The following is a 22399-nucleotide window of genomic DNA, read 5'->3' as shown; positions in this document are numbered from 1 at the left end:
CACCGTTCAGATCGGTGCGGCGGTGCTGATCCGGGCCTGCAGCAGCCCGCTGACCCGAGCCAGCGCCGCCTCGGCGGCCATGCCTTGCGCGCGCCGGTCGGCCAGACCCGCCGCCGCCTGTTCCAGCGGCGCATCGCGGGCCGAACGGGCGACGCCGGCCAGAAACTGGGCAAGGTAGTCCAGTGTCCGGGCATCCGCGCCTTCGGTCAGCAGGTCGGCGGCATGGATCATGTCGTCGCGAAAGGCGAACGTGTCGGGATGTATCTCTTCGTCGGGCAGGGCGCGGAGGGCCCGCCCGCCGGCGGCCTCGGGCAGAGGTGCCAGAATCGCCTGTTGAAACGCGGCAAGGCTGGTGATGGGTTTGGCCAGAAACCCGTCGGCCCCTGCGGCGCGGGCCCGCGCCTGCGCCCCGTCATCGCCACTGGTGGCCAGGATCACACCGACCCGCGGCGTGGCCTGCGCCAGTTCCGCGATCAGCCCGTCGCCAGCGCCATCGGGCAGGCCAAGATCCACGATCACCGCTGTCGGGCGATAGACCTGCAGGTGCCGCCGGGCCGAGCGCAGGCAATCGGCCCGCCTGATCCGCGCGCCCGAGCGCAGGCACAAAAGCCGCATCGCCTCTGACGCGAAGCGGCTGTCTTCGACCACCAGAACAGTCATGCCCACCAGGGGCCGGCCGGGCAGGTCGGGGGAAAATGTCGTCAGGGTTCCAAGGTCATCTGTCATGTCACGCTCTCCTGCATCGGGGCAAGTAGAGCGCGGTGGTGCTTAATCTTCGGTAAACGTCCCGCGGCATTCCGCGCAGCCCCTTGCGGTATGGGCGCGGTGGCCGCATAACCTGCGCCAAACCGAGGTAAAGGAGTGTGCCCATGATTGGCCGGCTGAACCATGTCGCCATCGCCGTACCGGACCTGCAGGCCGCATCGGCGCAATATTCGAACACGCTGGGCGCAAAGGTCGGCGCGCCGCAGGATGAGCCGGATCATGGCGTGACGGTGGTTTTCATCGAACTGCCCAACACCAAGATAGAGCTTTTGTATCCGCTGGGCGAAGACAGCCCGATCAAGGGGTTTCTGGAAAAGAACCCCTCGGGCGGCATCCATCACATCTGTTACGAGGTGGATGACATTCTGGCCGCGCGTGACAGGCTGAAGGCGTCTGGCGCCCGCGTGCTGGGCACGGGAGAGCCGAAGATCGGCGCCCATGGCAAGCCGGTGCTGTTTCTGCACCCCAAGGATTTCAATGGCTGCCTGATCGAGCTGGAGCAGGTCTGATGTCTATCACCGCCGCCCTGGTTCTGTTCGCGGTGATCTGGTTCATGGTGCTGTTCATCATCCTGCCGATCCGCCTGCGAACCCAGGGCGACGAGGGCGATGTGGTGCCGGGCACCCATGCCGGGGCGCCCGCGAATTTCAAGGCGGGGCGCACGGCAAGGCTTGTGACGGTGATCACCGTGGTGCTGTGGGCGGTGATCGCGGGGATCATCCTGTCGGGGGTGATTTCCATCCGCGATCTGGATCCGCTGAACCGGATGACCTTGCCCGCAGCCGGTGGAACTGATGGGTGAAGGTGGCCGCGCCCAGAACCGGCACCAGCAGGTTTACGATCGGCACCGATAGCGGAATAGCCATCAGCGTTCCGGCCAGCCAGATCCGCAGCCAGTATTGGTTGCGCAGCGCCGTGGCGCCCTTGCGGCCCAGCCGCCGCATCGCCACCATCTGAAAATACTCGCGCCCCAGCAGCAGGCCGTTGACCGCCCAGAACAGCACCGGTGTGAACGGGCCGACGAAGAAATACAGCGCCAGCGCCACAAGGTTCACGGCGATCAGCACGCCGAAGAAGTTGACGCTGTCGCGGAAGATTTCATACCAACCGATGCGCGGTACCGGGGGCAGGTTCGGGTAATGCCTGTCTTCCACCGCCTGGGCCACGTCATCCAGAAACAGCCCGGTGAAGGCCGAGGCGACGGGCACCATCAGGAAGGTGGACAGGAAGATCATAAGCCCCACGGTGGCGAAAGACAAAAGCTCGCCCAGCCAGTGAACCTCGCCGATCAGGGGCAGCACCATGCCTTCGGGCACCAGCCAGCCGATCAGGGCGATGAACACCAGCGTCACGCCCATCAACAGGGCCACGGTCAGGCCCAGCCCCAGAAACAGCACGCGGCGGAAACGCGGATCGGAAAGCTGCGCCAGCGCTTTCAGGAAATCCGAAAGGATCATGCGCCGACCCAGGTGGTCAGCGCGTTGACATCCGGGCGCGGACGCTCGGGCGGCGGTGCGGTTTCGGTGCCCATATGGACGAACCCGGCCACGCTTTCGCCCGGGGCCAGCCCCAGCCCCTGTTCGGTGATGACCGGATCGTAGGCCGGCCAGCCGCTCAGCCAGTTCGCGCCCCAGCCCGAGGCCAGTGCCGCATTGACAAGCGCCAGGCAGACCGCGCCGGCGGAATAGACCTGTTCGATCTGCGGCACCTTGTCCGACTGTTTCGGCGAGGAGATCACCGCCACCGCCAGCCCGGCGTCGGCAAAGGCCTGACGTGCCTTTTCCACCTGTTCGGGCGCCATCCCCAGCGCGGCGCCGCGATCAGCCACCAGCGCCGCCAGCCGCTGCATCGCGGGCCGTTCCAGCACGATGAAGCGCCAGGGTTCAAGCTTGCCATGATCGGGGGTGCGCGCGGCGGCGGTCAGGATCGGCATCAGCGCGTTGCGGTCAGGCACCGGCGCCGTCAGCGTTTTCGCGGGGCGCGAGCGGCGGGTGAGGAGAAACTCCATCACCGCGGGATTCGGATTGGGCATGTGGACTCCGGTATTGGTTGCAACAGATTTCGGCGCTGCGGGCGTGTAATTCAACCCGAAAACAGGAAGCTCCGGGCTTTGGCACGCATGCGGCCACGGCGCCTGTGGCCAACGCGGGCGCAACCGGCCATGCTGCGCTGCGGAACAAACCATCCGGAAAGGCAGCGCCGCGTGACCATCCCCGATTTGCGCCACCTTGGCGCCCCCGGCACCGAGATCACGCTGCGCGTGACGCCCAAGGCTTCGCGCAATATGCTGAAGCTCGAGGAGGGAGGCGCGTTGCGGGCCTATGTCACCACGGTGCCGGAGGGCGGCAAGGCCAACGCGGCGGTGGTGAAGCTGTTGTCAAAGGCGCTGGGCGTGCCGAAATCGCGGCTGGCGCTGCTGCGCGGGCACAGCGCGCGCGACAAGCTGTTCCGGGTGCTGGAGTAAGCGTCAGCCCTGCGCGGGCGACAGTTTATAGACACCTTCGGGCAGGTCCAGCGCGGCGGCCAGTTCGTTCAGCTGCACCATCGACAGGGTGACCTTCATGACCGCATCGCTGCGCGGATCGTATTGCTCGATGGTCACGCATTCCTCGAACGCCTGAATGGTCACGTCTTCCTGCAGATGGCCGGGGCCTTCGTCCACAAGGGTCACGACAGTCGCGTCGAATTCATGTTCGATGGTAAACATGCCCGCAGGCTAGCGCGTGGGCCGGGCGAAGGGAATAGCGCAATTGCTTTGCCGTTGCGCCGGGGCGCTGGGCCGGGCAGAAGTCTGCCCGTGGCTTTGGGCGGTGGTTGGCCTTCGGGCGCGGACCGCCTATCTTGCCATACGGATCTTTCGGAGACACCCCATGCGCCTTTTCCTGCCGCTGATCTTTCTGGCCCTGTCGGCCTGCGTCACCACCACCACGCCCAGCACGCCAACCGCGCCGCCGGTTGCCAGATTGGCCCCCGACGTCGCCGCCCGCAATTTCATAAGCGTGGTGGAGCGGGTCGAGCCGGTGGCCGAATCGGAATGTCGCGCACGCACCGCGGGCACGAATTGCGATTTCCAGATCGTCGTCGACCGGCGCGGGGATCAGCCCGCCAACGCCTATCAGAGCCTTGACGCGCGGGGCCGGCCGGTGATCACCTTCACGCTGGCGCTGATCGCCGATGCGCAGAACCCCGATGAGCTTGCCTTCATCATGGGCCATGAGGCCGGCCATCACATCGAGGGGCATATCCCCAAACAGCAGCAGACCTCGCTTGTCGGGGCGTTGCTTCTGGGCGCCGGTGCCACGCTTTCGGGCGCCGATCAGGCCGGCGTGGACAGCGCCCAGCGGCTTGGCGCGACGCTGGGCAGCCGGGTGTTTTCCAAGGACATGGAGCTGGACGCCGACGGGCTCGGCACCGTGATCGCGCACAAGGCGGGCTACGACCCGGTGCTGGGCGCGCGCTATTTCACCCGCATCCCCGATCCCGGCGACCGTTTCCTGGGCTCTCACCCGCCCAACAGCCAGCGTCAGCAGAAGGTGGCGCAGGTCGCGGCCACGCTCTAGCGGAATTTGACACGCATCAAGGCGCGGCGGCGCCTTGTCTGCTCTTCTGAAATCGGTGGCGGATTTCGGAGAGGAGAAGTTATGTTTGGTTTCAAGAAGCTTGACGAGCACGCGGAATTGGTGACGCGCATGGCCGATACGCTTGGCGTGGATCTGGCCGAAGAAGCGCAGCGCGGCCACATGCGGCCCGAGCAGATGCGCAACACGGTGCTGCGCTGCGTCGGTTGCCTGCAGGCCGGGGCGTGCCGGGATTTCCTGGCCGAGCATGTGGACGGGGCGGATGCCGCGCCGGCCTATTGCCGGAACAAGGATCTTCTGGATTCGTTGCGCGTGGGGTGAGCCATGGAAGACCGTGGCAGACTCTCGCGGCATTTCTGGCTGACACAGGGCATGGCGCGGACCATCGGGGTGAACCTGAACGCCGCGCTGAAATCCGGCAGGTTGACGCGGGATACCTATGGCGAAACGATCGCCCATTGCTGTGCCTGCGGGCGGGCGCAGCGCTGCATGGGCTGGATGGGGCGGCAAAGCGCCGGGGCGGACCGGCTGCCGCGTTTTTGCGAGATCGCGCCCGTGCTGGAGCAGCTGAAGAGCTAGAACACAGGTTCGCTGCGACACTCCGACGTATTCATAATATTATATATATCTTTACCTTCCCTCATGGAACGCGTGGCAATTTCCCCCATGGAAGGACATCCCATGATGAAGACCGTAAAGGCCGCTTTCGCGGCGCTCGCCCTTTTGGCGACACCGGCCCTGGCCGAAGAGGCCGACAAGTTGGTCACTGTTGTCACCTCGCCCGATGCCCAGACCCAGCTCATGAGCATGGTGCTGACCATGCAGGCGGTGCAGACGGGGCGTGACGTGCAGATTCTGTTGTGCGGCCCAGGCGGCGACATCGCCCTGAAAGCGGCGCCCGAAAGCGCCACCGCGGGCCAGCCGCCCAAGGGAATGAGCCCGCAGGGCCTGTTGCAGGCGGCGATCAAAAACGGCGCGAAAGCAAATGTCTGCGCGATCTATCTGCCCGGGAAGGGGGCCTCGCCCGACGTGCTGATTGAGGGTGTGGGCGTTGCGGCGCCGCCGGCAATGGCCGGGGCCATGCTGGGCGAAGACACGGTCGTCTGGTCCTTCTGACGGCACCGCCCCAGGCGTGGCGCGGGCCGATTACATCTCGGCCTGCGTCTGTTGTGCCTCCGAAGAAATCGCTTCGCCGGCGTTTTCGATATCCTGTCCGGCGCCGTCGATGGTTTCACAGGCGGTCAGGGTCACAAGGGCGGCGATGGTCAGAAGGATGCGGGTCATTTCAGTCTCCGTTGTTGAGTGTCGCCGGCCCAACGCGCCGCGCCGCGAATGGTTCCCGCGCTACATGCCCGCCTGTGCCTCACGCGCTTCGCTGGAGATGGTTTTCCCTGCGGTTTCAAGGTCTTTGCCAACCCCTTCGACCGTCGCGCAGGCGGTCAGGGCGGCAAGGGCAGCGAATGTCAGAATGATGCGGGCCATCGGTCTCTCCTGTTTCATCATGCGCCGAGTGATAGCGCGGCGCGCGGCCCGCCGCCACTGTTCCGGCAGGTGCAATAAGCGGTCGCCAGCGTGGGCCAAACCGGCTATCCCGGCGGCACACAACAGACCGGAACCAGCATGACCATTCAGGATACCTTGATCGCCCGCAGCGGCGGCGTCTGTGAGCTGTGCGGCGGCACCGACGGGCTGGAGGATTGCGCCGTCGGCCCCGACGCTGACGGCAGCGCCGACATGGCCGCCTGGCTGTGCCAGACCTGCCGCGAACAGATCGCGGGAACGCCGGAGCCGGACCACTGGCGCTGCCTGGGCGCCTCGATGTGGTCAGAGCACGCGCCGGTGCAGGTGTTGGCCTGGCGGATGCTCGACCGGCTGAAAGACCACGCCTGGGCGCGCGACCTTTCCGATATGCTCTATCTTGAGGATGACACCCGCACCTGGGCCGAGGCCGGGGCGGCGGTGGCCGCCGTGGCGCATCGCGACAGCAACGGAACCGTGCTGGCCGCCGGCGATACCGTGACGCTGATCAAGGATCTGCCGGTCAAGGGCGCGGGCTTTACCGCCAAGCGCGGCACGGCCGTGCGCGGCATCGCACTGGTGCCCGATAACGCCGGGCAGATCGAAGGCCGCGTCGAAGGCCAGCGGATTGTCATTCTGACCGAGTTCGTGAAAAAGCGCTAACCGCCCCTGACCTGCTGCCAGGCGCCGGGATCGACCTGTTTCAGCCGCGCCAGCGCCGCTTCGGCCTGGGCACGGATGGTGCCGCGGCATTCGGCCTTTTCGGCCTCGACCCGGGCGATCAGATCGGTGATGGCGGGCAGGGGGGTGCCGGTCGCCTCTGACAGCACCTCGAGCGCCTCGAGGATCTTGCCGAGCTGCTTGCCGTAGCTGGCGACGTTCATGTGAATGCGCTCTTCCATCTCTGCGTCGCCGGCGATGTCCGGGGAAAAGACGCGCGGTTCGATGTTCTGGATCACATCGCCGGAAAACGGGGCGCAGAAATGGCTGCTCCAGTCGGGGTAGGGGGGAAATGTGGGGTAGGGGAACATGATATACCTCGATCGGGAAATGAATGCCCCAGCGTCACCCGCTGCCAGCGCGGCTGTCAATGCCCTGTGCCGCGCTGCGGCATATTTCCCGCCTGGCGAGTTTTCGTGACGGAACCCCGCCGCCGCGGCGTACAATAGGGGTGAACCGCGCCACGTCATCTGGAAGAGGAACCCCGCATGCCCAGCCCCACCGGCTATTCCCGCCTTCAAATCCGCCTGCATTGGATCATCGCCGCGCTGATCATTCTGCAATATCTGCTGCACGAGTCGATCGTCGCCGCATGGGAGCTGCTGGAAGAGGGCGGAACCGTCGACTTCAGCCCGCTGATCGCCAGCCACGTGTTCGGCGGATTGCTGGTGCTTGTACTGGCGCTGTGGCGGCTTGTCGTGCGGATGCAGCGGGGCGCGCCGGTGCCGCCGGAAGAGGAACATCCGGCGCTGAAGATGGCTGCCGCTGTCATCCATTGGAGCTTTTATGCGCTCATGATCGTGATGCCGATCACGGGCGCGCTTGCGTGGTTCGGCCGTGTCGATGCCGCCGCCGGCGTTCACAGCGCGCTGCGCATCCTGCTGCTGGCGCTGTTCCTGATCCATGTGGTCGCCGCGCTCTATCATCAGTTCGTTCTGAAAACGAACGTCATGATGCGGATGAAACAACCCGAAGCCTGACGGGATCGCAGCTATTGCGCGCCGCGGATCGCCTCGGGGTGGTCCGCGATAAAGTGTTGCAGCACCGTGAACAGCTCTCGCGCGTGCGTCAGGTTGCCCGCGTGAAGCGCCGCGCGCGCATCATCACAGATCATCCGGTTCACGGTTTGCGGGCCCTTGGGCAGATGCATCAGATATTCCGCAAGCATCGTGGCGTCGAATTCCGGCACGTGCTCATGTTCCGCGATCGCCGCGATCTCTTCGCGCGTCAGGGTGCACATGTCTTCGATGTCATTCAGGTTGATCACGCTGTGTTTCCTCCCAGGCCTTGATGCCTGGGTGGCAGCCTATCACCAGCCGGCCAGATCCCGATTGATGCGGATCAATCGCGCGCGGCCTGATCCACACCCGTTTCCCTGCGCAGCACGAAGAAGAACGGCGCCTGCGCCCCGCGCATATCCATCAGGCAGAGCAGCGTGTCGTCGTCGATCTTGCGGAAGATATCGTTGATCGGCAGCGCGTCATAGAGCATCGTCGCGCTTGTCACGCCGCGATATTCGGTCATCCGCAGCCGCGCCGCAGGTTTTCGGGTGCGCAGAAAGCTGCGCAGCGTCGGAAACAGGCACGCGGCGAGCCGGCTGTTGAAAAGGCCGGGATGGCTGGCGATCAGCCCCATTGGCACCCTGGCGGGGTTCACTGAATAAAGCTGCGTGCCGCCGCCTGAAAATACCAGCGGATGCACATCTTCCGGGCTGTCAAATCGTTTGCCATGCCAGTTGGCGCGTTCCAGCAGCCCGTCCAGCGGATGGCCGGTCGGCAGGCCCGATCCGCGCCACGATCCGATCATCGTGCCGAGCGCCACCGGCTGCAGGCTGTCGAAAAACGCCATCGCGGCTTCGGCCGTCGTTCCGGCCTCCAGCGCGGTCAGCGTTTCGACCTTGCCGGCTTCAACAGCGTTCATCTCTTGCGTTCCTGTTCTGCCGGCGGCTGTCGATCCTTGCAGTTTATTCGATCTCCGGCGCCCGCGCCACGAGATCCTTCAGCGCCACGCCGCTCTGACCCGTGCGGCGCATGTCCGACAGCAGCGCCGCGATCTGCGCGGCGGCGGCGTCGGGCGGCAGCCCGCCGTCGCGGATGTTCGATACGCAGTTGCGCCGCGAATCCGGCGTGCCCGGCGCAGGGGCCCAGGTGACATAGGCGCCAAGGCTGTCGGCCGAAGACAGGCCCGGCCGTTCGCCGATCAGCACGACAACGGCGCGCGCGCCTAGCGCCGTGGCCGCCGCGTCGCCCAGGGCGACCCGCGCCTGCTCGGCCAGGATCACCGGCCCGGCGGTCAGCCGCGTCTGCGCCAGCCGGGCCAGCAGGGCGCGCACCACCGGCGCCGCGTTCAGGTTGACGGCGGTGGCCGACAGCCCGTCGGCGACCACGATGGCGACATCCGCGCCACCCGCCCCGGCCAGCGCCGCCGCAGCGCCCGGCCCGAGCCTGCGCCCCAGATCCGGCCGGCGCAGGTATTCGGCCCGGTCCGCCGCCGCGCTGTGCAGGCGGATCGTGCGCACATCCTGCAGCGCGCGCTCCAGCGTGTCGCACTCCATGGCCGACCAGACCGCCTCGCGCGCGCGGGCGTGATCAAGCGCAAAGGCCTGAGCGGCGCGCGTGGGCTGCCCCGCGCCCGCGCGCCCCAGCGCCACGCGGGCCTGTGTCAGCGCGGCGAGCGATTTCAGCGGCGGGGCAGCGGGGGCGCGGGTCATGGCGCGGCCTCCAGCAGCCCGGTGCCCGACAGCCGCTCGGTCAGCGCCGGGGATGCCGCGCGCAACGTGCCGTCCGCCGCCGTCAGTCCCACCGTTTCCAGCCAGGTGGCGAATTCCGGCGCGGGCGGGCGGCCCAGCGTTTCACGCGCGAAGATCGCGTCATGATGCGACAGTGACTGATAGTTCAGCATGATGTCATCGGCCCCCGGCACGGTGATCACGAAATTCACCCCCGCCGCGCAAAGCAGGGTCAGCAGCGTGTCCATGTCTTCCTGATCCGCGTCGGCATGGTTGGTGTAGCAGACATCGACCCCCATCGGCAGGCCCAGCAACTTGCCGCAGAAATGGTCTTCCAGCCCGGCGCGGATGATCTGCTTGCCGTTGAACAGGTATTCCGGCCCGATGAACCCCACGACGGTATTGACCAGAAGCGGGCGGAATTCACGCGCCACCGCATAGGCGCGCGCCTCCATCGTTTGCTGATCGGTGCCGTAATGCGCCTCTGCCGACAGGGCCGCGCCCTGGCCGGTTTCGAAATACATCACGTTGTCGCCCAGCGTGCCGCGCTTCAGCGAAAGCCCGGCTTCCTGCGCCTCGCGCAGGAGCGCCAGATCGATGCCGAAGCCGGTGTTGGCCTTGGCCGAGCCGGCGACGGACTGGAAGATCAGATCGGCGGGGGCGCCGGCCTCGATCGCCTTCAGCGCGACGGTCACATGGCCCAGGCAACAGCTTTGGGTCGGGATCTCCAGATGGTTGCGGATGTCATCGAGCAACTGCACGATGCGGATGTAATCGGCCACCGTGTCGGTCGCCGGGTTCACCCCGATCACTGCGTCGCCCGATCCCATCATCAGCCCGTCCACCGCCGAAATCGCGATGCCGAGGCTGTCATCGGTGGGATGGTTCGGCTGGTTACGTGTCGAAAGCCGCCCGCGCAGGCCGATCGTGTTGCGAAACCGGGTGACGACCTGGCGCTTGGCGGCAACCGCGATCAGATCCTGCAGCCGCATGATCTTGGACACGGCCGCCACCATTTCAGGGGTCAGCCCCCATGTCAGGGCCTGAAGTTGATCGTGCTGCACCGCAGGGTCAAGCAGCCATTCGCGGAATTCGCCCACCGTCATCGACGCAATCGGCGCGAAGGCGCGCGCATCATGGCGGGCGGCGATCAGCGCGGTTACCTCGTCGTCATCGACCTGCATCAGGTCGTGGCGCAGGAACTCTGACAGTGGCAGGTCGGCCAGCGCCATCTGCGCCGCCAGCCGTTCGACCGGGCCGCTGGCGGCAATCCCTGCCAGCTCATCCCCGCTGCGCTGCGGGGTGGCCCGGGCCATCAGTGTTTTCAGATCGGGAAATACGAACCGCGTCTGTTCCAGCGTGATCCGATACGCCATGCCGTTTCTCCGTGCTGCGCCTGCCGCCTATCGGGCCATCATTCGGGCGCGGGCGCAAGGGTGCCGGGGTTGAAGGCCCCGCCGAAGGGCGACGGATTGCTGGGCGCCGCCGGTTCTGGCGCCGCGCTCTCCGGCGCAAGCCCGCCGGTGAACGCCCCGCCGAAGGGCGATGGGTTCCCGGCCCCGCCTTCCGCCGGGGTTTGCGTCTGGCCGCCGGCCTTTTTCTGTGCGTCGATCCGGCTGCGCTGCTCTTCCTGAAGCTGGCGCTGGATGGCGCGTTTTTCTTCCAGAATGCCGGCTTCGCAGACCGAACTGTCATGCTTGCTGCCCAGCCAGACCAGCCCGCCGGCGATGCAGAGCAAAAGCGCGAGCACCGCGCCCGGGTGGGTCAGCAGCCGCAGCACCGGGTTGCCGAAAATCGCCGATTGCTCTGCCTTGCCGCTGTCCAGCAGCGTTTTGCGCCGGATATACGCCTCATGCGTCAGCGCGCCGATCAGGGTGATCGAGATGATGATCACCGCCAGCGCCGAAAGCGACGGATCGGTGCCGTGCCGCACTTTCGAGGCCAGCGCGGTGGTAAAGGTGTTGCCCGACAGGATGGTGAAGACGGTGGTGTTGTAATTCTCGAACGACGCCAGCAGCGTGATGAAAGCCGCCGATCCGATCGCGGGGGCCAGAAACGGCAGCAGGATCTTGCGGAACGCCTGCCCGGGGCTGGCGCCGAGATCCAGCGCGGCCTCGGTCTGGGTGGCGTCGAACCGTTGCAGCCGCGCGATGAAGACCAGCATCGCATAGGCCGAGATAAAGGTGACCTGACCGGCGATCGTCAGAAAATAGCCGTTGTAGAAAAACGCCTGCGCCGGGCCGCCCAGCGTGCGCCCGATCTGCCCCCAGAACACGATTGTCGAAATGCCCAGCACCACGCCGGGGATCAGGATCGGCACGATCAGCACGGTGTACAGCGTCGCGCGCAGCCGCGCGCTCAGCTCCGACAGGGCCAGCGCGCCGGCCAGCCCCACGGGCACCGCCACCACGATCACGCCGATGCCGATGAACAGGCTCGACAGCAGCCCGCTCATCAGCCGGTCATTGGTGATCAGCACGTTGAACCAGCCGGTGGTGAAACATTCCCACGGCGTGACCCGCGGAAAGCGCGACGAGTTGAAGGCGGTGATCACCATAATGATCAGCGGGCCGAACAGGAAGGTGAAGAAGGCCAGCGCATAGGCCGCGCTGAAGACCGATCCGCGCGGGTTCATTTGCCGATCTCCCCGACCGAAACCTTGAAGACGCGCATCATCAGCGTCACGAAGGCGATGCAGACCAGCAAAAGGATGACCGCATAGGCCGATCCGCGCTGCCAGTTCGACGACTGGTTGAACCACTGATAGATCACCTGCGTGAACCACAGGCTGCTGGGCCCGCCCAGGATTTGCGGCGCGGCCAGCGCGCCCGAGGTCAGCATGAACACCATCGTCGCGCCCGAGGCGATACCGGGCTTGGCAATCGGCAGCACGATCCGCCAATGCACCCGCCACCAGGGCGCGCCCATGTCGCGCGCGGCCTCGATCTGGGCGCGGTCCAGCGCCTCGACGGCGTTGTAGATCGGGAAGATCATCAGCAGGATATAGGCATAGGCGAGGCCCGAATAGAGCGCGACATCGGCCCGGATGAAATCGACCGGCGCATCCCACAGCCCCATGCCCAGCCCGACCGAATTGATCAGCCCGGTCGCCCCGAACAGCACCCGGAAGGCAAAGGCGCGCAGGATCTCGTTGACCCAGAACGGAATGATCAGCCCGATCACCATCAGCCGCGCCGATACCCCGCTGGCCGAATGCGCAAGGATGAAGGCGATAGGATAGCAGATCATCACGTCCAGAATGGTCACGAATACCGCCGCGATCAGCGTGCGCAGCAGGATGCCGATATCGAGCGTGTTCAGCCCGTCGTCATTGCCGAACATGAAATAGCGATAGTTTTCCAGCGTATAGGTGTCATCCGGTCCGCCGATCTGACTGGCCGGAAGGTTGTGACGGAACGAATAATCCAGCATCGAAAGCTGCGGCAGGACGATCAGCAAGATCACCCAGGCGGCAACGGCGATGGCCACGAACAGGGCCACGCCCATGCCGTGGCGGCCTGCAAAGCTGTTGAACGCGGTGCGAAAATTTCCCATGGGTTATTCCGATGCCATCGGACCGGCGGGCAGCACGGTGGCATGCTCCGGGGCAAAGGCCAGCGTCAGCGCGGCGCCGGGGGCAAGCGGCGCCGCCGCAGCCCCGGTGTTGATCTGGCTCAGCCGCAGACGGGTGCCGGCACAATCGGCAAGCAGATGGGTGCTGGCGCCTTCGAACGCCTGGCTGCGCAACGTGGCGCTGATCGTGTTCGGCCCGGCCTCGCCGGTCAGGGTCAACTGCTCGGGGCGGATGAACAGGCTGCATTGCTCGCCCGGCTTGTACTTGCGCCCGCCCGCGGCGCGGCCGCTGACCGGGCCGACGGGCGTGTTCAGCGTGACCATCCCTTCGGTCTGGCCCGCGACCTTGCCGGAGATGGCGTTGTTTTCGCCGACGAAGGACGCGACGAAGGCCGTGCGCGGGGCGTTGTAGATCACATTCGGCGCGCCGACCTGTTCGATCACGCCGCTGTTCATCACCGCCACGCGGTCCGACATCGTCAGCGCCTCGCCCTGATCATGGGTGATATAGATGAAGGTGACGCCGACGCGCTGCTGAATCGCGCGCAGCTCGGCGCGCATGTGCTGGCGCAGTTTCAGGTCCAGCGCCGAGAGCGGTTCGTCCAGCAACAGGATGTCGGGCTCCACCGCCAAGGCGCGGGCGATGGCCACGCGCTGTTTCTGCCCGCCCGACAGTTCCGACACTTTCTTGTCGCCGATGCCGGGCAGCGCGATCATGTCCAGCAATTCATCTGCCCGCTTGCGGCGGTCTTTTTTGGATGCGCCGCGTACCTCCAGCGGGAAGGCGATGTTTTCTGCCACGCTCATCAGCGGGAACAGCGCCAGATGCTGAAAGATCAGCGCCGTGGGCCGCTTGTTGGGGCCGACGCCCTTCATGTCCTTGCCGCCGATCAGCACCTTGCCTTCGGTCGGATCGGAAAACCCCGAGATGCAGCGCAACAGCGTGGTCTTGCCGCAACCCGACGGGCCGAGGAACGAAAAGAACTCGCCACTGTCGATCTTGAGGTTGGCATTGTCCACGGCGGTGAAATCGCCAAAGCGGATGGAGACGTGATCGAGAAGGACGGTTCTGTTGCGCATGTCGGGCTTGGGTCCGCTGGGAAGGGCCGCGCCGGGGGCGGCGGCTCGGGAAAGGAAAAGGGCGGGGGTGGTCCCCCGCCCGTGGCCGGGCGCGAGGCCCGGTTTGCCCGTGTCAGGCCGACAGGAACTTGTTGGTGAATTCCGTGCGCATCTCGGAATACCACGGCCCTTCGGCCGGCCAGGCGTTCAGGTTGGCCAGTGCCTCGCCGGGGTAGGCATCGGCGAAGTTCTGGGCGTAGATCTCGCCGCCAAAGGCATCGGCGCCCAGCACCGGGCTGTTATAGCCATGGGTCTGGATCGCCGTGCCGGCCCATTCGGGGTTATAGCAGGCGTCGATGAAGGCGTAGACCTGCTCGATGTTCTTGGCGCCGGTGGGCAGCGCCATGCCGTCGACCCAGGCCATCGCCCCTTCGACCGGCGCGCGGTACATCACCGGCTCGCCTGCGGTTTTCAGCGCGATCGGCGGGCCATCCCATGTCTGGCCCACGATGACGCCTTCGTTCAGCAGCCCGTTCTTCTGGGTGTCGGCGTCGTTCCAGATCAGCTTGATGTTGCCCTTCTTGGCGATGGCGTGATCGACGACCTTGGTCCAGACCTCGGTCATCTTTTCGGGGGTGGTATAGGCCGCCCACATCGAACCCGGCTCCAGCTCGCCGATCCGCTCCAGCCCCAGGCCGAGGCCCAGCAGCATGGAATGGCCGCGGCCCATGGTCTTGCCGGCATTCGCGTCATCCCAGATGTCGTAGTAGGAGGGGAACTCGCCCGCCGGGGTGAACAGATCGGTGCGCCACGCCACGCCTTCGGTGCCCCAGATATGCGGCACCCAGTGGCTGCCCTTGCCGTCGAAATTCCAGTGGGCATCGCCCAGCGCCATCGCCGGGTTGACCTTTTCGATGGCGATCTTGCTCATGTCGAAGGGCTGCAGCAGGCCCAGTTCGGCCCAGAGCAGGTTGCGGTTCACGGTGGGCGACACGATGTCGAACCCTTCGCCGCCGGTGGCCTTCAGCTTGTTGATGATCTCTTCGTTCGAGCCGATGCCGGTGAAGTTGATCTTGATGCCGGTGCTGCCCTCGAACGCCTCGACAAAGCTGGGCGGCAGATAGTCGGACCACATCATGATGTTGATCTCGCCCGACGAGGCCAGCGCCTGTCGGCTGACGATCGCGGGTGCGGCAAGGCCGGCGGTGACAGCCGCCGAGCTTTGCAGAAAGCGCCGCCGGTTCAGGTTGCGGAGCGTTTTGGAAGGTGTGGTCATGAAGTTCCCCATTGGATTTATTCGTAACTCGTTTTTTGGGCGCAGGACCGGCACTTCGCGACGATCCGAAAGCAGAGGGGCAAGAGCGATCGCCCACAGTTTCTGCGCTTGCAAAAAGGTTAGGATAGGGTTTTGCTGAGAGCTTAGAGCCAGATAGTGAAAACTATGGTGCCAGGGCGGTTTTCGCGCGATGACGGTATTGGAGTGCCTATGTCTTTGGCACCACGCTGTGCCTTGCCGTGAAATCCAGGAAGGAAGCGGGCATCGCATGCTAGAGCGCATATTCGAAACGCCGTTCCGCGCGGATCAGACCCTGCAGCAGCAGATACAGGAACGCCTGATAGAGGCGATCCTTGCCGGCAAGGTGTCGCCCTATGATCCGCTGCCGGCAACCCGCGTGCTGTCCGAGCAGATCGGCGTGTCGCGCAACACGGTGATGCTGGTCTATGAGCGGCTGGCGCAGGACGGTTATATCCGCACCGTCAACCGCCGGGGTTATTTCGTCGACGAAAGCGTTCTGCGCGACAAGCTGAATGTCGATGTAGGTGGTCTGGTCCGGCCGGGTGAGCCGGTGGAAGCGGTTGATTTCACCGCACATATGACCGGCCGCTATTCGCGCCAGCCCAATATCGTCAAGCGGGGCGACTGGAAGGGTTATGCCTATCCGTTCATCTACGGTCAGGTCGCGGCGGACGAAACCTCGATCGCGCGCTGGCGCGATTGCGTGCGGATGGCGGGCACGCGCCGGCATGCCCATGCCTGGGTCGGCGATCTGGTGGATGGCGACGACCCGATGCTGATCGAACAGATCCAGCGCCGCATGCTGCCGCATCGCGGGTTTCGCGCGGGCCCCGAGGAATTGCTGGTAACAGTGGGGGCGCAGAACGCGCTGTTTCTGGCCGGGGGGCTGTTTTGCAGGCCCGGCGCGCAGGTGCATCTGGAAGATCCGTGCTATGTGGACGCGCGCAACATCTTTGCCGCGCAGGGCGGGCAGCTCGTGCCGCATGCGGTGGACAGCAACGGCATGCGCATGGGCGATTTTTCAGGCGCTGCGCTGGTCTATGTCACGCCGGGGCATCAGGCCCCCACCAACGTCACCATGAGTATGGAGCGCCGCCTTGCCTTGCTGGAAGCCGCCCGGCGCGACGACTTTCTGATCATCGAGGATGATTACGAACATGAGCTGAACTTCATCGGTGCCCAGCACCCGACGCTGAAAAGCCTGGATGTGTCGGGGCGGGTCATCCACATCGGCAGCCTGACCAAGCCGCTGTTTCCGGGGCTGCGGCTGGGCTTTGTCGCCGCCGCCGCCCCGGTGATCCGCGAGCTTCGGGCGCTGCGGCGGCTGATGTACCGCCACCCCTCGGCGCTGGCGCAGCGGGCGATGGCGCTGTTTCTGGCCGAAGGGCATTACGACACCCATATCCGGCGCCACCGCAAAGAGCTTGCCGCCAGGTGGAAGCTGATGATGCGCGAGCTTGACCGCCAGCTGCCCGATTGCGCGGTCACCATGACGACCGGCGGCTCCGGCATCTGGCTGGCGCTGCCCGAGGGCGTCAGCGCGCGCGCGGTGCAGCGCCGGGCCGAACAGCAGGGCCTGCTGGTCGAGGCCGGGGATGTGCATTACCACGGTACGAACGCGCCGAAAAACCGCCTGCGGCTGGGGTTCGGCGCGATCGAGGCGCGCAAGATCGCAGAGGGTATCACGCTGCTCGGGCAGGTGATCGCCCAGGAGCGGGCTCAGCCGCCACGGTAGATCTGGAACGGCGCCCAGCTTTGGCTGACGGGCATCACCTCCAGGCTGTTGATATTCACATGCGGCGGCTGGCTGGCGACCCAGTAGATGGTGTTGGCGATATCCTGCGGCTGAATCGGGTTGGCACCACCATACAGCGCATCATGGGCCGCCTGATCGCCCTTGGTGCGGACCAGCGTGAATTCGCTTTCGCACAGGCCCGGCTCGATCGAGGTGACGCGCACCCCGGTGCCGTGCAGATCCGACCGCAGACCAAGCGAGAATTGCCGCAGGAACGCTTTCGTCCCGCCATAGACATTGCCGCCCGGATAGGGGTAATGCGCCGCGACCGACGACAGGTTGACGATCATCCCCTTGCGCTCGATCAGGCCGGGCAGCATCAGATCGGTAATCGTGACCAGCCCGGTGATATTGGTGTCGATCATCCGTTTCCAGTCCGACAGGCTGGTGTTCGGGGCGGGCGCGGTGCCGAGTGCGAGGCCGGCATTGTTCACCAGAACGTCGATCCCGGCGAAATCGTCGGGCAGCGCGGCCAGCGCGGCGCGTGTGCCGGCTTCGTCGGTGATGTCGAAGGCCGCGCCGTGAAAGCTGTTGCCCAGCTCGTCGGCCAGTTCCCGCAGCCGCTCGGCCCGGCGCCCGGTGCCGACCACTTTCCAGCCTTCGGCGACGAAACGGCGGCTGGTCGCTGCGCCGAAACCGGCGGTGGCGCCGGTGATCAAAACGGTTCGGGTCATGTCTGGGCCTTTCTGCTGCTTTAACGCGCCAAGTTGAACGCCGGGGCGCGGGGCAATGCAACCCCGACGCCGGCATTGGCACCTAGGTTTATATGCTGTGGCTCTAATCCTTCGGGGTCTGATTTGGCTAGCCTGCAATCACCGCTTTATAGGAGTTGCGCGCCATGAACATGAACACGCAGGCGATGGCGATGGATCACCACTGGCTGCCCTTTACCAACAATCGCGCGTTCCGGCAGAACCCGCAGGTTTTCGCGAAGGCCAAGGGTGTGCGTTACTGGACGCCCGAAGGCGATGAACTGCTGGATGGCTCGTCGGGCCTGTTTTGCAGTGCGGCGGGCCACGGGCGCCCGGAAATCGCCGAGGCCGTCAGCCGCCAGTTGATGGAGCTGGACTACACGCCGCATTTCCAGCGCGCCGCGCCGGTTTCGTTCGAACTGGCCGAGCGGCTGGCCGCGCTGCTGCCCGAGGGGATCGACCGTGTGTTCTTCGGCGCGTCCGGGTCCGAGGCCGTGGACAGCGCCATGAAGATCGCGCTGGCCTATCACCGGGCCAGGGGGCAGGGCCAGCGCACCCGCTTCGTTTCGCGCGCCTGGGCCTATCACGGCGTCAACCTAGGCGGCACCGCCCTGGCCGGGATGGTCGGGAACCGGCGCGACTTTTCGGGCGCCACCTGCGACGTCGTGCACATGCGCCACACCTGGAGCGAGGATCAGCGCTTTACCCGGGGCCAGCCCGATGACGGCGCGCATCTGGCCGACGATCTGGAAGAGATCTGCAAGACCTACGGGCCTGAAACAATCGCGGCGGTGTTCGTGGAACCGATCGCCGGCTCGATCGGCACCATCGTGCCGCCCAAGGGCTATCTGGCACGGCTGCGCGAGATTGCCGACCGGCATGGCATCCTGCTCGTGTTCGACGAGGTGATCACCGGCTTCGGGCGCACCGGATCGGCCTTTGCCGCGCAGGAATTCGGGGTCACGCCCGACATCATCACCATGGCCAAGGCCCTGACCAACGGCGCCGTTCCGATGAGTGCCGTGGGCGTGAAAACCGAGATTCAGGATGCGGTGTTCGCCGCCGCCGAGGGCGCGGATCGGCCGGAGCTCATGCACGGCTATACCTATTCGGCGCATCCGGTGGCCTGTGCTGCGGCGCTGGCGGCGTTGAACATCTATCGCGACGACGGCCTGTTCGAGCGGTCCAGGGCGCTGTCGCCGGTGTTTCTGGATGCGGTGTTTGGCCTGCGCAACCTGCCGCAGGTCAGTGATCTGCGCGGCTATGGCATGGTGGCGGGGGTGCAGCTTGCACCGGGCGATCAGCCGGGTGCGAAAGGCATGGCGGTGCAGCGCAGGCTGTTCGACGCGGGCCTGCATGTGAAGGCCACGGGCGACGCGCTGATCCTCGCGCCCGCCTTTGTTGCCAGCGAAAGCGAAATCGGGCAGATGGCCGATATCCTGCGCGGCGTGCTGGGGCAGGCGTTCTGACCGGCAGCGCGCGCCGGAGCATCCTCAGCGCTGCCGCGTCTGCCAGTCTGGAGGTACCCAGGGCGCATCGTTCAACGGTGCAAGGGGGCGGCGGCCAAGAATATGGTCGGCCGCCTTTTCGCCTACCATTACCGAGGGTGCGTTCAGGTTGCCGTTGGTGATGCGCGGAAACACCGAACTGTCGGCAAGCCGCAGCGCATCCACCCCGATCACGCGGGCCTGGTTGTCGACCACGGCCATCGGATCGTCCCGCCGCCCCATCCGGGCGGTGCCGCAGGGGTGATAGGCGCTTTCGGCGTGGTCGCGGATGAAGGCGTTGAGCTCTTCGTCGGTCTGCGCCCCGGCGCCGGGCTGAATTTCATCGCGCACATAGGGGCGGAAAGCCTCTTGCGCGAAAATCTCGCGGGTCAGGCGGATGCAGGTGCGGAAATCCGCCCAATCCTGCGGATCGGACATGTAGTTGAAGCGGATGCACGGGTCCTCTCCCGGATCGGCCGAGCGCAGGGTCACCGCGCCACGGCTGGCCGAGCGCATCGGGCCGACATGGGCCTGAAACCCGTGCCCCTCGGCGGCGGCCTTGCCATCATAGCGCACCGCGATCGGCAGGAAGTGATACTGGATGTCGGGATATTCGACGCCGGGCCGCGAGCGGATGAAGGCCGCGCTTTCAAACTGGTTCGACGCGCCCAGCCCCCGCTTCGACAGCAGCCATTGCGCCCCGATCAGCGCCTTGGACAGGATGTTCCAGTGTTTATACAGCGTCACCGGCTGTTTGGAGGCCATCTGGATGTAAAGCTCCAGATGATCCTGCAGGTTCTGCCCGACGCCGGCACGGTCGGCCACGATGCCGATCCCGTGCTCGGCCAGATGCGCGGCGGGGCCGATGCCCGACAGCATCAGCAGTTTCGGCGAATTCAGCGATGACGCGGCAAGGATGACCTCGCGCCGGGCGTGGATGGTCTCGATGCCGCTGCCGCGTGCCACCTCGACGCCGGTGGCGCGGCCCTCCTCGATCACCACCTTGCGGGCGAAAGCGCGCACGAGGCCACAGTTTTCACGTCGCAGCGCCGGGCGCAGATAGGCATTGGCGGCAGACCAGCGGCGGCCTTTCCAGACCGTCTGTTCCATCGGGCCAAAGCCTTCCTGCCGGGCGCCGTTGTAGTCATCGGTCAGTTGGTATCCGGCTTGCCGCCCGGCCTCGACGAATGCCCGGTGCAGCGGGTTGTCGCGCGGCCCGCGCGTGACATGCAGCGGCCCGTCGGTGCCGCGCCAGGCCGCGTCGCCACCATGCCCGCCCGAATGCCAGTTTTCCATCCGTTTGAAATAGGGCAGCACATCGGCATAGGCCCAGCCCTCGGCGCCGCTTTCGGCCCAATGATCAAAATCGCGCGCGTGCCCCCGTACATAGACCATGCCGTTGATCGAGGATGATCCGCCGATCACCTTGCCGCGCGGCGTGGCCAGGCGGCGGCCGCCCAGATGCGGTTCCGGCTCCGAACGATAGCCCCAGTCGTAAAGCGGCATGTTCATCGGATAGGACAGGGCGGCCGGCATCTGAATGAACGGGCCGGCATCGCTGCCGCCATGCTCGATCACCAGCACCGATGCGCCCGCTTCCGACAGCCGGTAGGCCATGGCGCAGCCCGCGCTGCCGGCCCCGACGATGATGAAATCCGCTTCCATGTCCTGCCCTTTTCCTTGCCCGTCGCCCGCCGGTGCCCCGCCCGATCAGAACGGCGCGTCGACCTTGCCCATCGCGACATAGACGGATTTGAGCTGCGAATAGTGCTCTATCGCTGCCCTGGAGTTTTCGCGCCCCACGCCCGATTGCTTGACGCCGCCGAACGGGGCCTCGACCGGGGCGAGGTTGTAGGTGTTGATCCAGCAGCTTCCCGCCTGCAGCCGCCCGATCACCCGGTGGGCGCGGGTCAGATCGCGGGTGAACACCCCGGCCGACAGCCCATAGACGGTGTCATTGGCGCGGGCGATCACCTCGTCCTCCTCCTCGAAATCCAGCACCGACATCACCGGCCCGAAAATCTCTTCGCGGGCGATGGTCATGTCGTCGGTGACATCGGCAAAGACGGTGGGCTCCAGAAAATACCCCGGTCTGTCGATCTGGCGCCCGCCGGTAATCAGCCGTGCGCCTTCGCCGGTGCCGCTGGCGATGAAGCCTTTCACGATCTCCATCTGACGGGCGCTGACCATGGGGCCGAAGCTGGTGGCCTCGTCCATCGGGTCACCGATCACCGCATCGGCCAGCCGTTCGGTCAGCCGGTTCAGGAACGCCTCCTTGATCCGGCGGTGCACGAAAACCCGCGTGCCGTTGGAACAGACCTGCCCCGAGGAATAGAAGTTCCCCAGAATCGCGCCGCCGACGGCATCGTCCAGATCGGCGTCGTCAAAGACGATCAGGGGGGATTTTCCGCCCAGCTCCATCGTCACATGTTTCAGCCCGGCGGCTGCGGCGGCGTAAACCTTGCGCCCGGTCGGCACAGATCCTGTCAGCGACACCTTGTCGACACCGGGATCGGTGGCCAGCGCTGCGCCGACATCGCCCAGCCCCTGCACCACGTTGAACAGCCCGGCGGGCGCCCCGGCCTCGATCAGGATCTCGGCGATCCAGAGCGCGCAAAGCGGGGTCGTCTCAGAGGGTTTGAACACCATCGCATTGCCGCAGGCCAGCGCCGGCGCGGCCTTCCAGCAGGCAATCTGCGTGGGGTAGTTCCACGCCCCGATCCCGACGCAAACCCCCAGCGGTTCGCGCACCGTATAAACAAAGTCGGCGCCGAGCGGGATATGTTCGCCCGTGAGGCTTCCGGCCAGCCCGCCGAAATATTCGAGCGCGTCGGCGCCGCTGGTGGCATCCGCGACCAGCGTTTCCTGCAGCGGTTTGCCGGTGTCGAAGGTCTCTAGAATGCTCAGTTCGCGATTGCGCACACGTATGATGTCGGCCGCGCGGCGCAGCACCCGGCCGCGTTCGGTGCCGGTGCGCGCGGCCCAGGCGGCCTGCGCGGCGCGGGCACTTTCCAGCGCGGCGCGGATCACGGCGGGCGTGGCCGAATGCAGCCGGGCGATCACCTCGCCGGTGGCGGGGTAGATCACGTCGAACGGGGCGCCGGCCTCATCCTCGAAAGGGGTGCCGTTCACGAAATGGCTTGCGGTCGGTTGGCAGCGTAGGGTCACGGGGTTCTGTGCCTCCGGC

Annotated in this window: 29 protein-coding genes; 11 read left to right on the top strand and 18 right to left on the bottom strand. The window is 65.9% G+C overall.

What is annotated here, in order from left to right:
• Positions 1-6 precede the first annotated feature (6 nt).
• Complete coding sequence (locus GGR17_RS03840) at positions 7-726, bottom strand: response regulator (protein WP_054538019.1); 720 nt, start codon at positions 724-726, stop codon at positions 7-9.
• Between the two features lie 143 nt (positions 727-869).
• Between GGR17_RS03840 and mce the strand changes: the two genes are divergently transcribed.
• Complete coding sequence (gene mce, locus GGR17_RS03835) at positions 870-1274, top strand: methylmalonyl-CoA epimerase (protein WP_054538020.1); 405 nt, start codon at positions 870-872, stop codon at positions 1272-1274.
• Complete coding sequence (locus tag GGR17_RS03830) at positions 1274-1567, top strand: DUF1467 family protein (protein WP_054538021.1); 294 nt, start codon at positions 1274-1276, stop codon at positions 1565-1567. The genes mce and GGR17_RS03830 overlap by 1 nt, the downstream gene beginning before the upstream one ends.
• Here GGR17_RS03830 and GGR17_RS03825 read toward each other — a convergent pair.
• Complete coding sequence (locus tag GGR17_RS03825) at positions 1482-2222, bottom strand: EI24 domain-containing protein (protein WP_054538022.1); 741 nt, start codon at positions 2220-2222, stop codon at positions 1482-1484. The genes GGR17_RS03830 and GGR17_RS03825 overlap by 86 nt on opposite strands.
• Entirely contained in the window at positions 2219-2797 is a 579-nt protein-coding gene (locus tag GGR17_RS03820) for a nitroreductase family protein (RefSeq protein ID WP_054538023.1), read from the bottom strand. The genes GGR17_RS03825 and GGR17_RS03820 overlap by 4 nt, the downstream gene beginning before the upstream one ends.
• A gap of 171 nt (positions 2798-2968) precedes the next feature.
• Between GGR17_RS03820 and GGR17_RS03815 the strand changes: the two genes are divergently transcribed.
• Entirely contained in the window at positions 2969-3229 is a 261-nt protein-coding gene (locus GGR17_RS03815; RefSeq protein WP_054540304.1) for a DUF167 domain-containing protein, read from the top strand.
• Between the two features lie 3 nt (positions 3230-3232).
• Here the strand turns inward: GGR17_RS03815 and GGR17_RS03810 are convergent, their stop codons facing one another.
• Entirely contained in the window at positions 3233-3472 is a 240-nt protein-coding gene (locus GGR17_RS03810) for a hypothetical protein (RefSeq protein ID WP_054538024.1), read from the bottom strand.
• Between the two features lie 163 nt (positions 3473-3635).
• Between GGR17_RS03810 and GGR17_RS03805 the strand changes: the two genes are divergently transcribed.
• The 4 genes from GGR17_RS03805 to GGR17_RS03790 all read left to right on the top strand — a co-directional run bounded on the left by GGR17_RS03805 (position 3636) and on the right by GGR17_RS03790 (position 5459).
• Positions 3636-4325: a M48 family metalloprotease gene (locus GGR17_RS03805; RefSeq protein ID WP_054538025.1), complete on the top strand. Its 690-nt coding sequence runs from the start codon at positions 3636-3638 to the stop codon at positions 4323-4325.
• A gap of 81 nt (positions 4326-4406) precedes the next feature.
• Positions 4407-4664, top strand: a complete 258-nt coding sequence (locus tag GGR17_RS03800; protein ID WP_054538026.1) for a DUF6455 family protein — start codon at positions 4407-4409, stop codon at positions 4662-4664.
• Between the two features lie 3 nt (positions 4665-4667).
• Complete coding sequence (locus GGR17_RS03795) at positions 4668-4922, top strand: DUF6455 family protein (RefSeq protein WP_054538027.1); 255 nt, start codon at positions 4668-4670, stop codon at positions 4920-4922.
• Between the two features lie 102 nt (positions 4923-5024).
• Positions 5025-5459 (top strand): DsrE family protein, encoded by a 435-nt coding sequence (locus GGR17_RS03790; protein WP_054538028.1) that lies wholly within the window; start codon positions 5025-5027, stop codon positions 5457-5459.
• Positions 5460-5489: 30 nt separating this feature from the next.
• Here GGR17_RS03790 and GGR17_RS03785 read toward each other — a convergent pair whose 3' ends face one another.
• Entirely contained in the window at positions 5490-5627 is a 138-nt protein-coding gene (locus GGR17_RS03785) for an entericidin A/B family lipoprotein (protein WP_037205149.1), read from the bottom strand.
• Positions 5628-5687: 60 nt separating this feature from the next.
• Positions 5688-5825, bottom strand: coding sequence for an entericidin A/B family lipoprotein (locus GGR17_RS03780; RefSeq protein WP_081940086.1), 138 nt, complete (start codon positions 5823-5825; stop codon positions 5688-5690).
• Positions 5826-5963: 138 nt separating this feature from the next.
• Here GGR17_RS03780 and GGR17_RS03775 point away from each other — a divergent pair, with 138 nt between their 5' ends.
• On the top strand, positions 5964-6524 hold the full coding sequence (locus GGR17_RS03775; protein WP_054538029.1) for a PhnA domain-containing protein: 561 nt from the start codon (positions 5964-5966) through the stop codon (positions 6522-6524).
• On the opposite strand, the gene GGR17_RS03770 is transcribed toward GGR17_RS03775, so the two are convergent.
• Positions 6521-6892: a hypothetical protein gene (locus tag GGR17_RS03770; RefSeq protein ID WP_054538030.1), complete on the bottom strand. Its 372-nt coding sequence runs from the start codon at positions 6890-6892 to the stop codon at positions 6521-6523. The genes GGR17_RS03775 and GGR17_RS03770 overlap by 4 nt on opposite strands.
• A gap of 177 nt (positions 6893-7069) precedes the next feature.
• On the opposite strand from GGR17_RS03770, the gene GGR17_RS03765 reads away from it, so the two are divergent.
• Positions 7070-7561, top strand: a complete 492-nt coding sequence (locus tag GGR17_RS03765; protein WP_054538031.1) for a cytochrome b — start codon at positions 7070-7072, stop codon at positions 7559-7561.
• A gap of 11 nt (positions 7562-7572) precedes the next feature.
• Here the strand turns inward: GGR17_RS03765 and GGR17_RS03760 are convergent, their stop codons facing one another.
• The 8 genes from GGR17_RS03760 to GGR17_RS03725 all read right to left on the bottom strand — a co-directional run bounded on the left by GGR17_RS03760 (position 7573) and on the right by GGR17_RS03725 (position 15217).
• On the bottom strand, positions 7573-7848 hold the full coding sequence (locus GGR17_RS03760; protein ID WP_052071250.1) for a hypothetical protein: 276 nt from the start codon (positions 7846-7848) through the stop codon (positions 7573-7575).
• A gap of 74 nt (positions 7849-7922) precedes the next feature.
• Positions 7923-8501 carry a DUF4334 domain-containing protein gene (locus GGR17_RS03755; RefSeq protein WP_054538032.1) on the bottom strand — a complete coding sequence of 193 codons (579 nt, stop codon included), beginning with the start codon at positions 8499-8501 and terminating at the stop codon, positions 7923-7925.
• A gap of 43 nt (positions 8502-8544) precedes the next feature.
• A complete protein-coding gene (gene eutC, locus GGR17_RS03750; RefSeq protein ID WP_054538033.1) occupies positions 8545-9291 on the bottom strand; it encodes an ethanolamine ammonia-lyase subunit EutC in 747 nt (248 codons plus the stop codon).
• On the bottom strand, positions 9288-10685 hold the full coding sequence (locus GGR17_RS03745; RefSeq protein ID WP_054538034.1) for an ethanolamine ammonia-lyase subunit EutB: 1398 nt from the start codon (positions 10683-10685) through the stop codon (positions 9288-9290). Before GGR17_RS03745 ends, eutC begins: the two co-directional genes overlap by 4 nt.
• A 38-nt stretch (positions 10686-10723) precedes the next feature.
• Complete coding sequence (locus tag GGR17_RS03740) at positions 10724-11944, bottom strand: ABC transporter permease (protein WP_054538035.1); 1221 nt, start codon at positions 11942-11944, stop codon at positions 10724-10726.
• Positions 11941-12864 carry an ABC transporter permease gene (locus GGR17_RS03735; RefSeq protein WP_054538036.1) on the bottom strand — a complete coding sequence of 308 codons (924 nt, stop codon included), beginning with the start codon at positions 12862-12864 and terminating at the stop codon, positions 11941-11943. Before GGR17_RS03735 ends, GGR17_RS03740 begins: the two co-directional genes overlap by 4 nt.
• Positions 12865-12867: 3 nt before the next feature.
• Positions 12868-13962 carry an ABC transporter ATP-binding protein gene (locus GGR17_RS03730; protein ID WP_054538037.1) on the bottom strand — a complete coding sequence of 365 codons (1095 nt, stop codon included), beginning with the start codon at positions 13960-13962 and terminating at the stop codon, positions 12868-12870.
• A 112-nt stretch (positions 13963-14074) separates the two neighbouring features.
• Positions 14075-15217: a substrate-binding domain-containing protein gene (locus tag GGR17_RS03725; protein ID WP_054540305.1), complete on the bottom strand. Its 1143-nt coding sequence runs from the start codon at positions 15215-15217 to the stop codon at positions 14075-14077.
• 268 nt (positions 15218-15485) lie between these two features.
• Between GGR17_RS03725 and GGR17_RS03720 the strand changes: the two genes are divergently transcribed.
• A complete protein-coding gene (locus tag GGR17_RS03720) occupies positions 15486-16973 on the top strand; it encodes an aminotransferase-like domain-containing protein (RefSeq protein WP_054538038.1) in 1488 nt (495 codons plus the stop codon).
• On the opposite strand, the gene GGR17_RS03715 is transcribed toward GGR17_RS03720, so the two are convergent.
• Positions 16958-17707 carry an SDR family oxidoreductase gene (locus GGR17_RS03715; protein ID WP_054538039.1) on the bottom strand — a complete coding sequence of 250 codons (750 nt, stop codon included), beginning with the start codon at positions 17705-17707 and terminating at the stop codon, positions 16958-16960. The two genes, GGR17_RS03720 and GGR17_RS03715, sit on opposite strands and share 16 nt — an antisense overlap.
• A 164-nt stretch (positions 17708-17871) precedes the next feature.
• Between GGR17_RS03715 and GGR17_RS03710 the strand changes: the two genes are divergently transcribed.
• Complete coding sequence (locus GGR17_RS03710; RefSeq protein ID WP_157445505.1) at positions 17872-19194, top strand: aminotransferase class III-fold pyridoxal phosphate-dependent enzyme; 1323 nt, start codon at positions 17872-17874, stop codon at positions 19192-19194.
• Between the two features lie 24 nt (positions 19195-19218).
• On the opposite strand, the gene betA is transcribed toward GGR17_RS03710, so the two are convergent.
• Together betA and betB are read right to left on the bottom strand one after the other, a co-directional pair.
• Positions 19219-20877 (bottom strand): choline dehydrogenase, encoded by a 1659-nt coding sequence (betA, locus tag GGR17_RS03705; RefSeq protein WP_054538040.1) that lies wholly within the window; start codon positions 20875-20877, stop codon positions 19219-19221.
• Between the two features lie 45 nt (positions 20878-20922).
• Positions 20923-22380 (bottom strand): betaine-aldehyde dehydrogenase, encoded by a 1458-nt coding sequence (gene betB / locus GGR17_RS03700; RefSeq protein WP_054538041.1) that lies wholly within the window; start codon positions 22378-22380, stop codon positions 20923-20925.
• Positions 22381-22399 lie beyond the last annotated feature (19 nt).

It is taken from the genome of Actibacterium naphthalenivorans (assembly GCF_014196965.1).
Lineage (GTDB): Bacteria > Pseudomonadota > Alphaproteobacteria > Rhodobacterales > Rhodobacteraceae > Actibacterium_A > Actibacterium_A naphthalenivorans.
This window is presented reverse-complemented; position numbering and strand designations above follow the sequence as displayed.

What these genes read in the sequence shown, in the direction of transcription:
- GGR17_RS03840 (WP_054538019.1), bottom strand. Translation starts at nt 726, where the DNA reads ATGACAGATGACCTTGGAACCCTGACGACATTTTCCCCCGACCTGCCC.
- mce (WP_054538020.1), top strand. Translation starts at nt 870, where the DNA reads ATGATTGGCCGGCTGAACCATGTCGCCATCGCCGTACCGGACCTGCAG.
- GGR17_RS03830 (WP_054538021.1), top strand. Translation starts at nt 1,274, where the DNA reads ATGTCTATCACCGCCGCCCTGGTTCTGTTCGCGGTGATCTGGTTCATG.
- GGR17_RS03825 (WP_054538022.1), bottom strand. Translation starts at nt 2,222, where the DNA reads ATGATCCTTTCGGATTTCCTGAAAGCGCTGGCGCAGCTTTCCGATCCG.
- GGR17_RS03820 (WP_054538023.1), bottom strand. Translation starts at nt 2,797, where the DNA reads ATGCCCAATCCGAATCCCGCGGTGATGGAGTTTCTCCTCACCCGCCGC.
- GGR17_RS03810 (WP_054538024.1), bottom strand. Translation starts at nt 3,472, where the DNA reads ATGTTTACCATCGAACATGAATTCGACGCGACTGTCGTGACCCTTGTG.
- GGR17_RS03805 (WP_054538025.1), top strand. Translation starts at nt 3,636, where the DNA reads ATGCGCCTTTTCCTGCCGCTGATCTTTCTGGCCCTGTCGGCCTGCGTC.
- GGR17_RS03800 (WP_054538026.1), top strand. Translation starts at nt 4,407, where the DNA reads ATGTTTGGTTTCAAGAAGCTTGACGAGCACGCGGAATTGGTGACGCGC.
- GGR17_RS03795 (WP_054538027.1), top strand. Translation starts at nt 4,668, where the DNA reads ATGGAAGACCGTGGCAGACTCTCGCGGCATTTCTGGCTGACACAGGGC.
- GGR17_RS03790 (WP_054538028.1), top strand. Translation starts at nt 5,025, where the DNA reads ATGATGAAGACCGTAAAGGCCGCTTTCGCGGCGCTCGCCCTTTTGGCG.
- GGR17_RS03785 (WP_037205149.1), bottom strand. Translation starts at nt 5,627, where the DNA reads ATGACCCGCATCCTTCTGACCATCGCCGCCCTTGTGACCCTGACCGCC.
- GGR17_RS03780 (WP_081940086.1), bottom strand. Translation starts at nt 5,825, where the DNA reads ATGGCCCGCATCATTCTGACATTCGCTGCCCTTGCCGCCCTGACCGCC.
- GGR17_RS03775 (WP_054538029.1), top strand. Translation starts at nt 5,964, where the DNA reads ATGACCATTCAGGATACCTTGATCGCCCGCAGCGGCGGCGTCTGTGAG.
- GGR17_RS03770 (WP_054538030.1), bottom strand. Translation starts at nt 6,892, where the DNA reads ATGTTCCCCTACCCCACATTTCCCCCCTACCCCGACTGGAGCAGCCAT.
- GGR17_RS03765 (WP_054538031.1), top strand. Translation starts at nt 7,070, where the DNA reads ATGCCCAGCCCCACCGGCTATTCCCGCCTTCAAATCCGCCTGCATTGG.
- GGR17_RS03755 (WP_054538032.1), bottom strand. Translation starts at nt 8,501, where the DNA reads ATGAACGCTGTTGAAGCCGGCAAGGTCGAAACGCTGACCGCGCTGGAG.
- eutC (WP_054538033.1), bottom strand. Translation starts at nt 9,291, where the DNA reads ATGACCCGCGCCCCCGCTGCCCCGCCGCTGAAATCGCTCGCCGCGCTG.
- GGR17_RS03745 (WP_054538034.1), bottom strand. Translation starts at nt 10,685, where the DNA reads ATGGCGTATCGGATCACGCTGGAACAGACGCGGTTCGTATTTCCCGAT.
- GGR17_RS03740 (WP_054538035.1), bottom strand. Translation starts at nt 11,944, where the DNA reads ATGAACCCGCGCGGATCGGTCTTCAGCGCGGCCTATGCGCTGGCCTTC.
- GGR17_RS03735 (WP_054538036.1), bottom strand. Translation starts at nt 12,864, where the DNA reads ATGGGAAATTTTCGCACCGCGTTCAACAGCTTTGCAGGCCGCCACGGC.
- GGR17_RS03730 (WP_054538037.1), bottom strand. Translation starts at nt 13,962, where the DNA reads ATGCGCAACAGAACCGTCCTTCTCGATCACGTCTCCATCCGCTTTGGC.
- GGR17_RS03725 (WP_054540305.1), bottom strand. Translation starts at nt 15,217, where the DNA reads ATGACCACACCTTCCAAAACGCTCCGCAACCTGAACCGGCGGCGCTTT.
- GGR17_RS03720 (WP_054538038.1), top strand. Translation starts at nt 15,486, where the DNA reads ATGCTAGAGCGCATATTCGAAACGCCGTTCCGCGCGGATCAGACCCTG.
- GGR17_RS03715 (WP_054538039.1), bottom strand. Translation starts at nt 17,707, where the DNA reads ATGACCCGAACCGTTTTGATCACCGGCGCCACCGCCGGTTTCGGCGCA.
- GGR17_RS03710 (WP_157445505.1), top strand. Translation starts at nt 17,872, where the DNA reads ATGAACATGAACACGCAGGCGATGGCGATGGATCACCACTGGCTGCCC.
- betA (WP_054538040.1), bottom strand. Translation starts at nt 20,877, where the DNA reads ATGGAAGCGGATTTCATCATCGTCGGGGCCGGCAGCGCGGGCTGCGCC.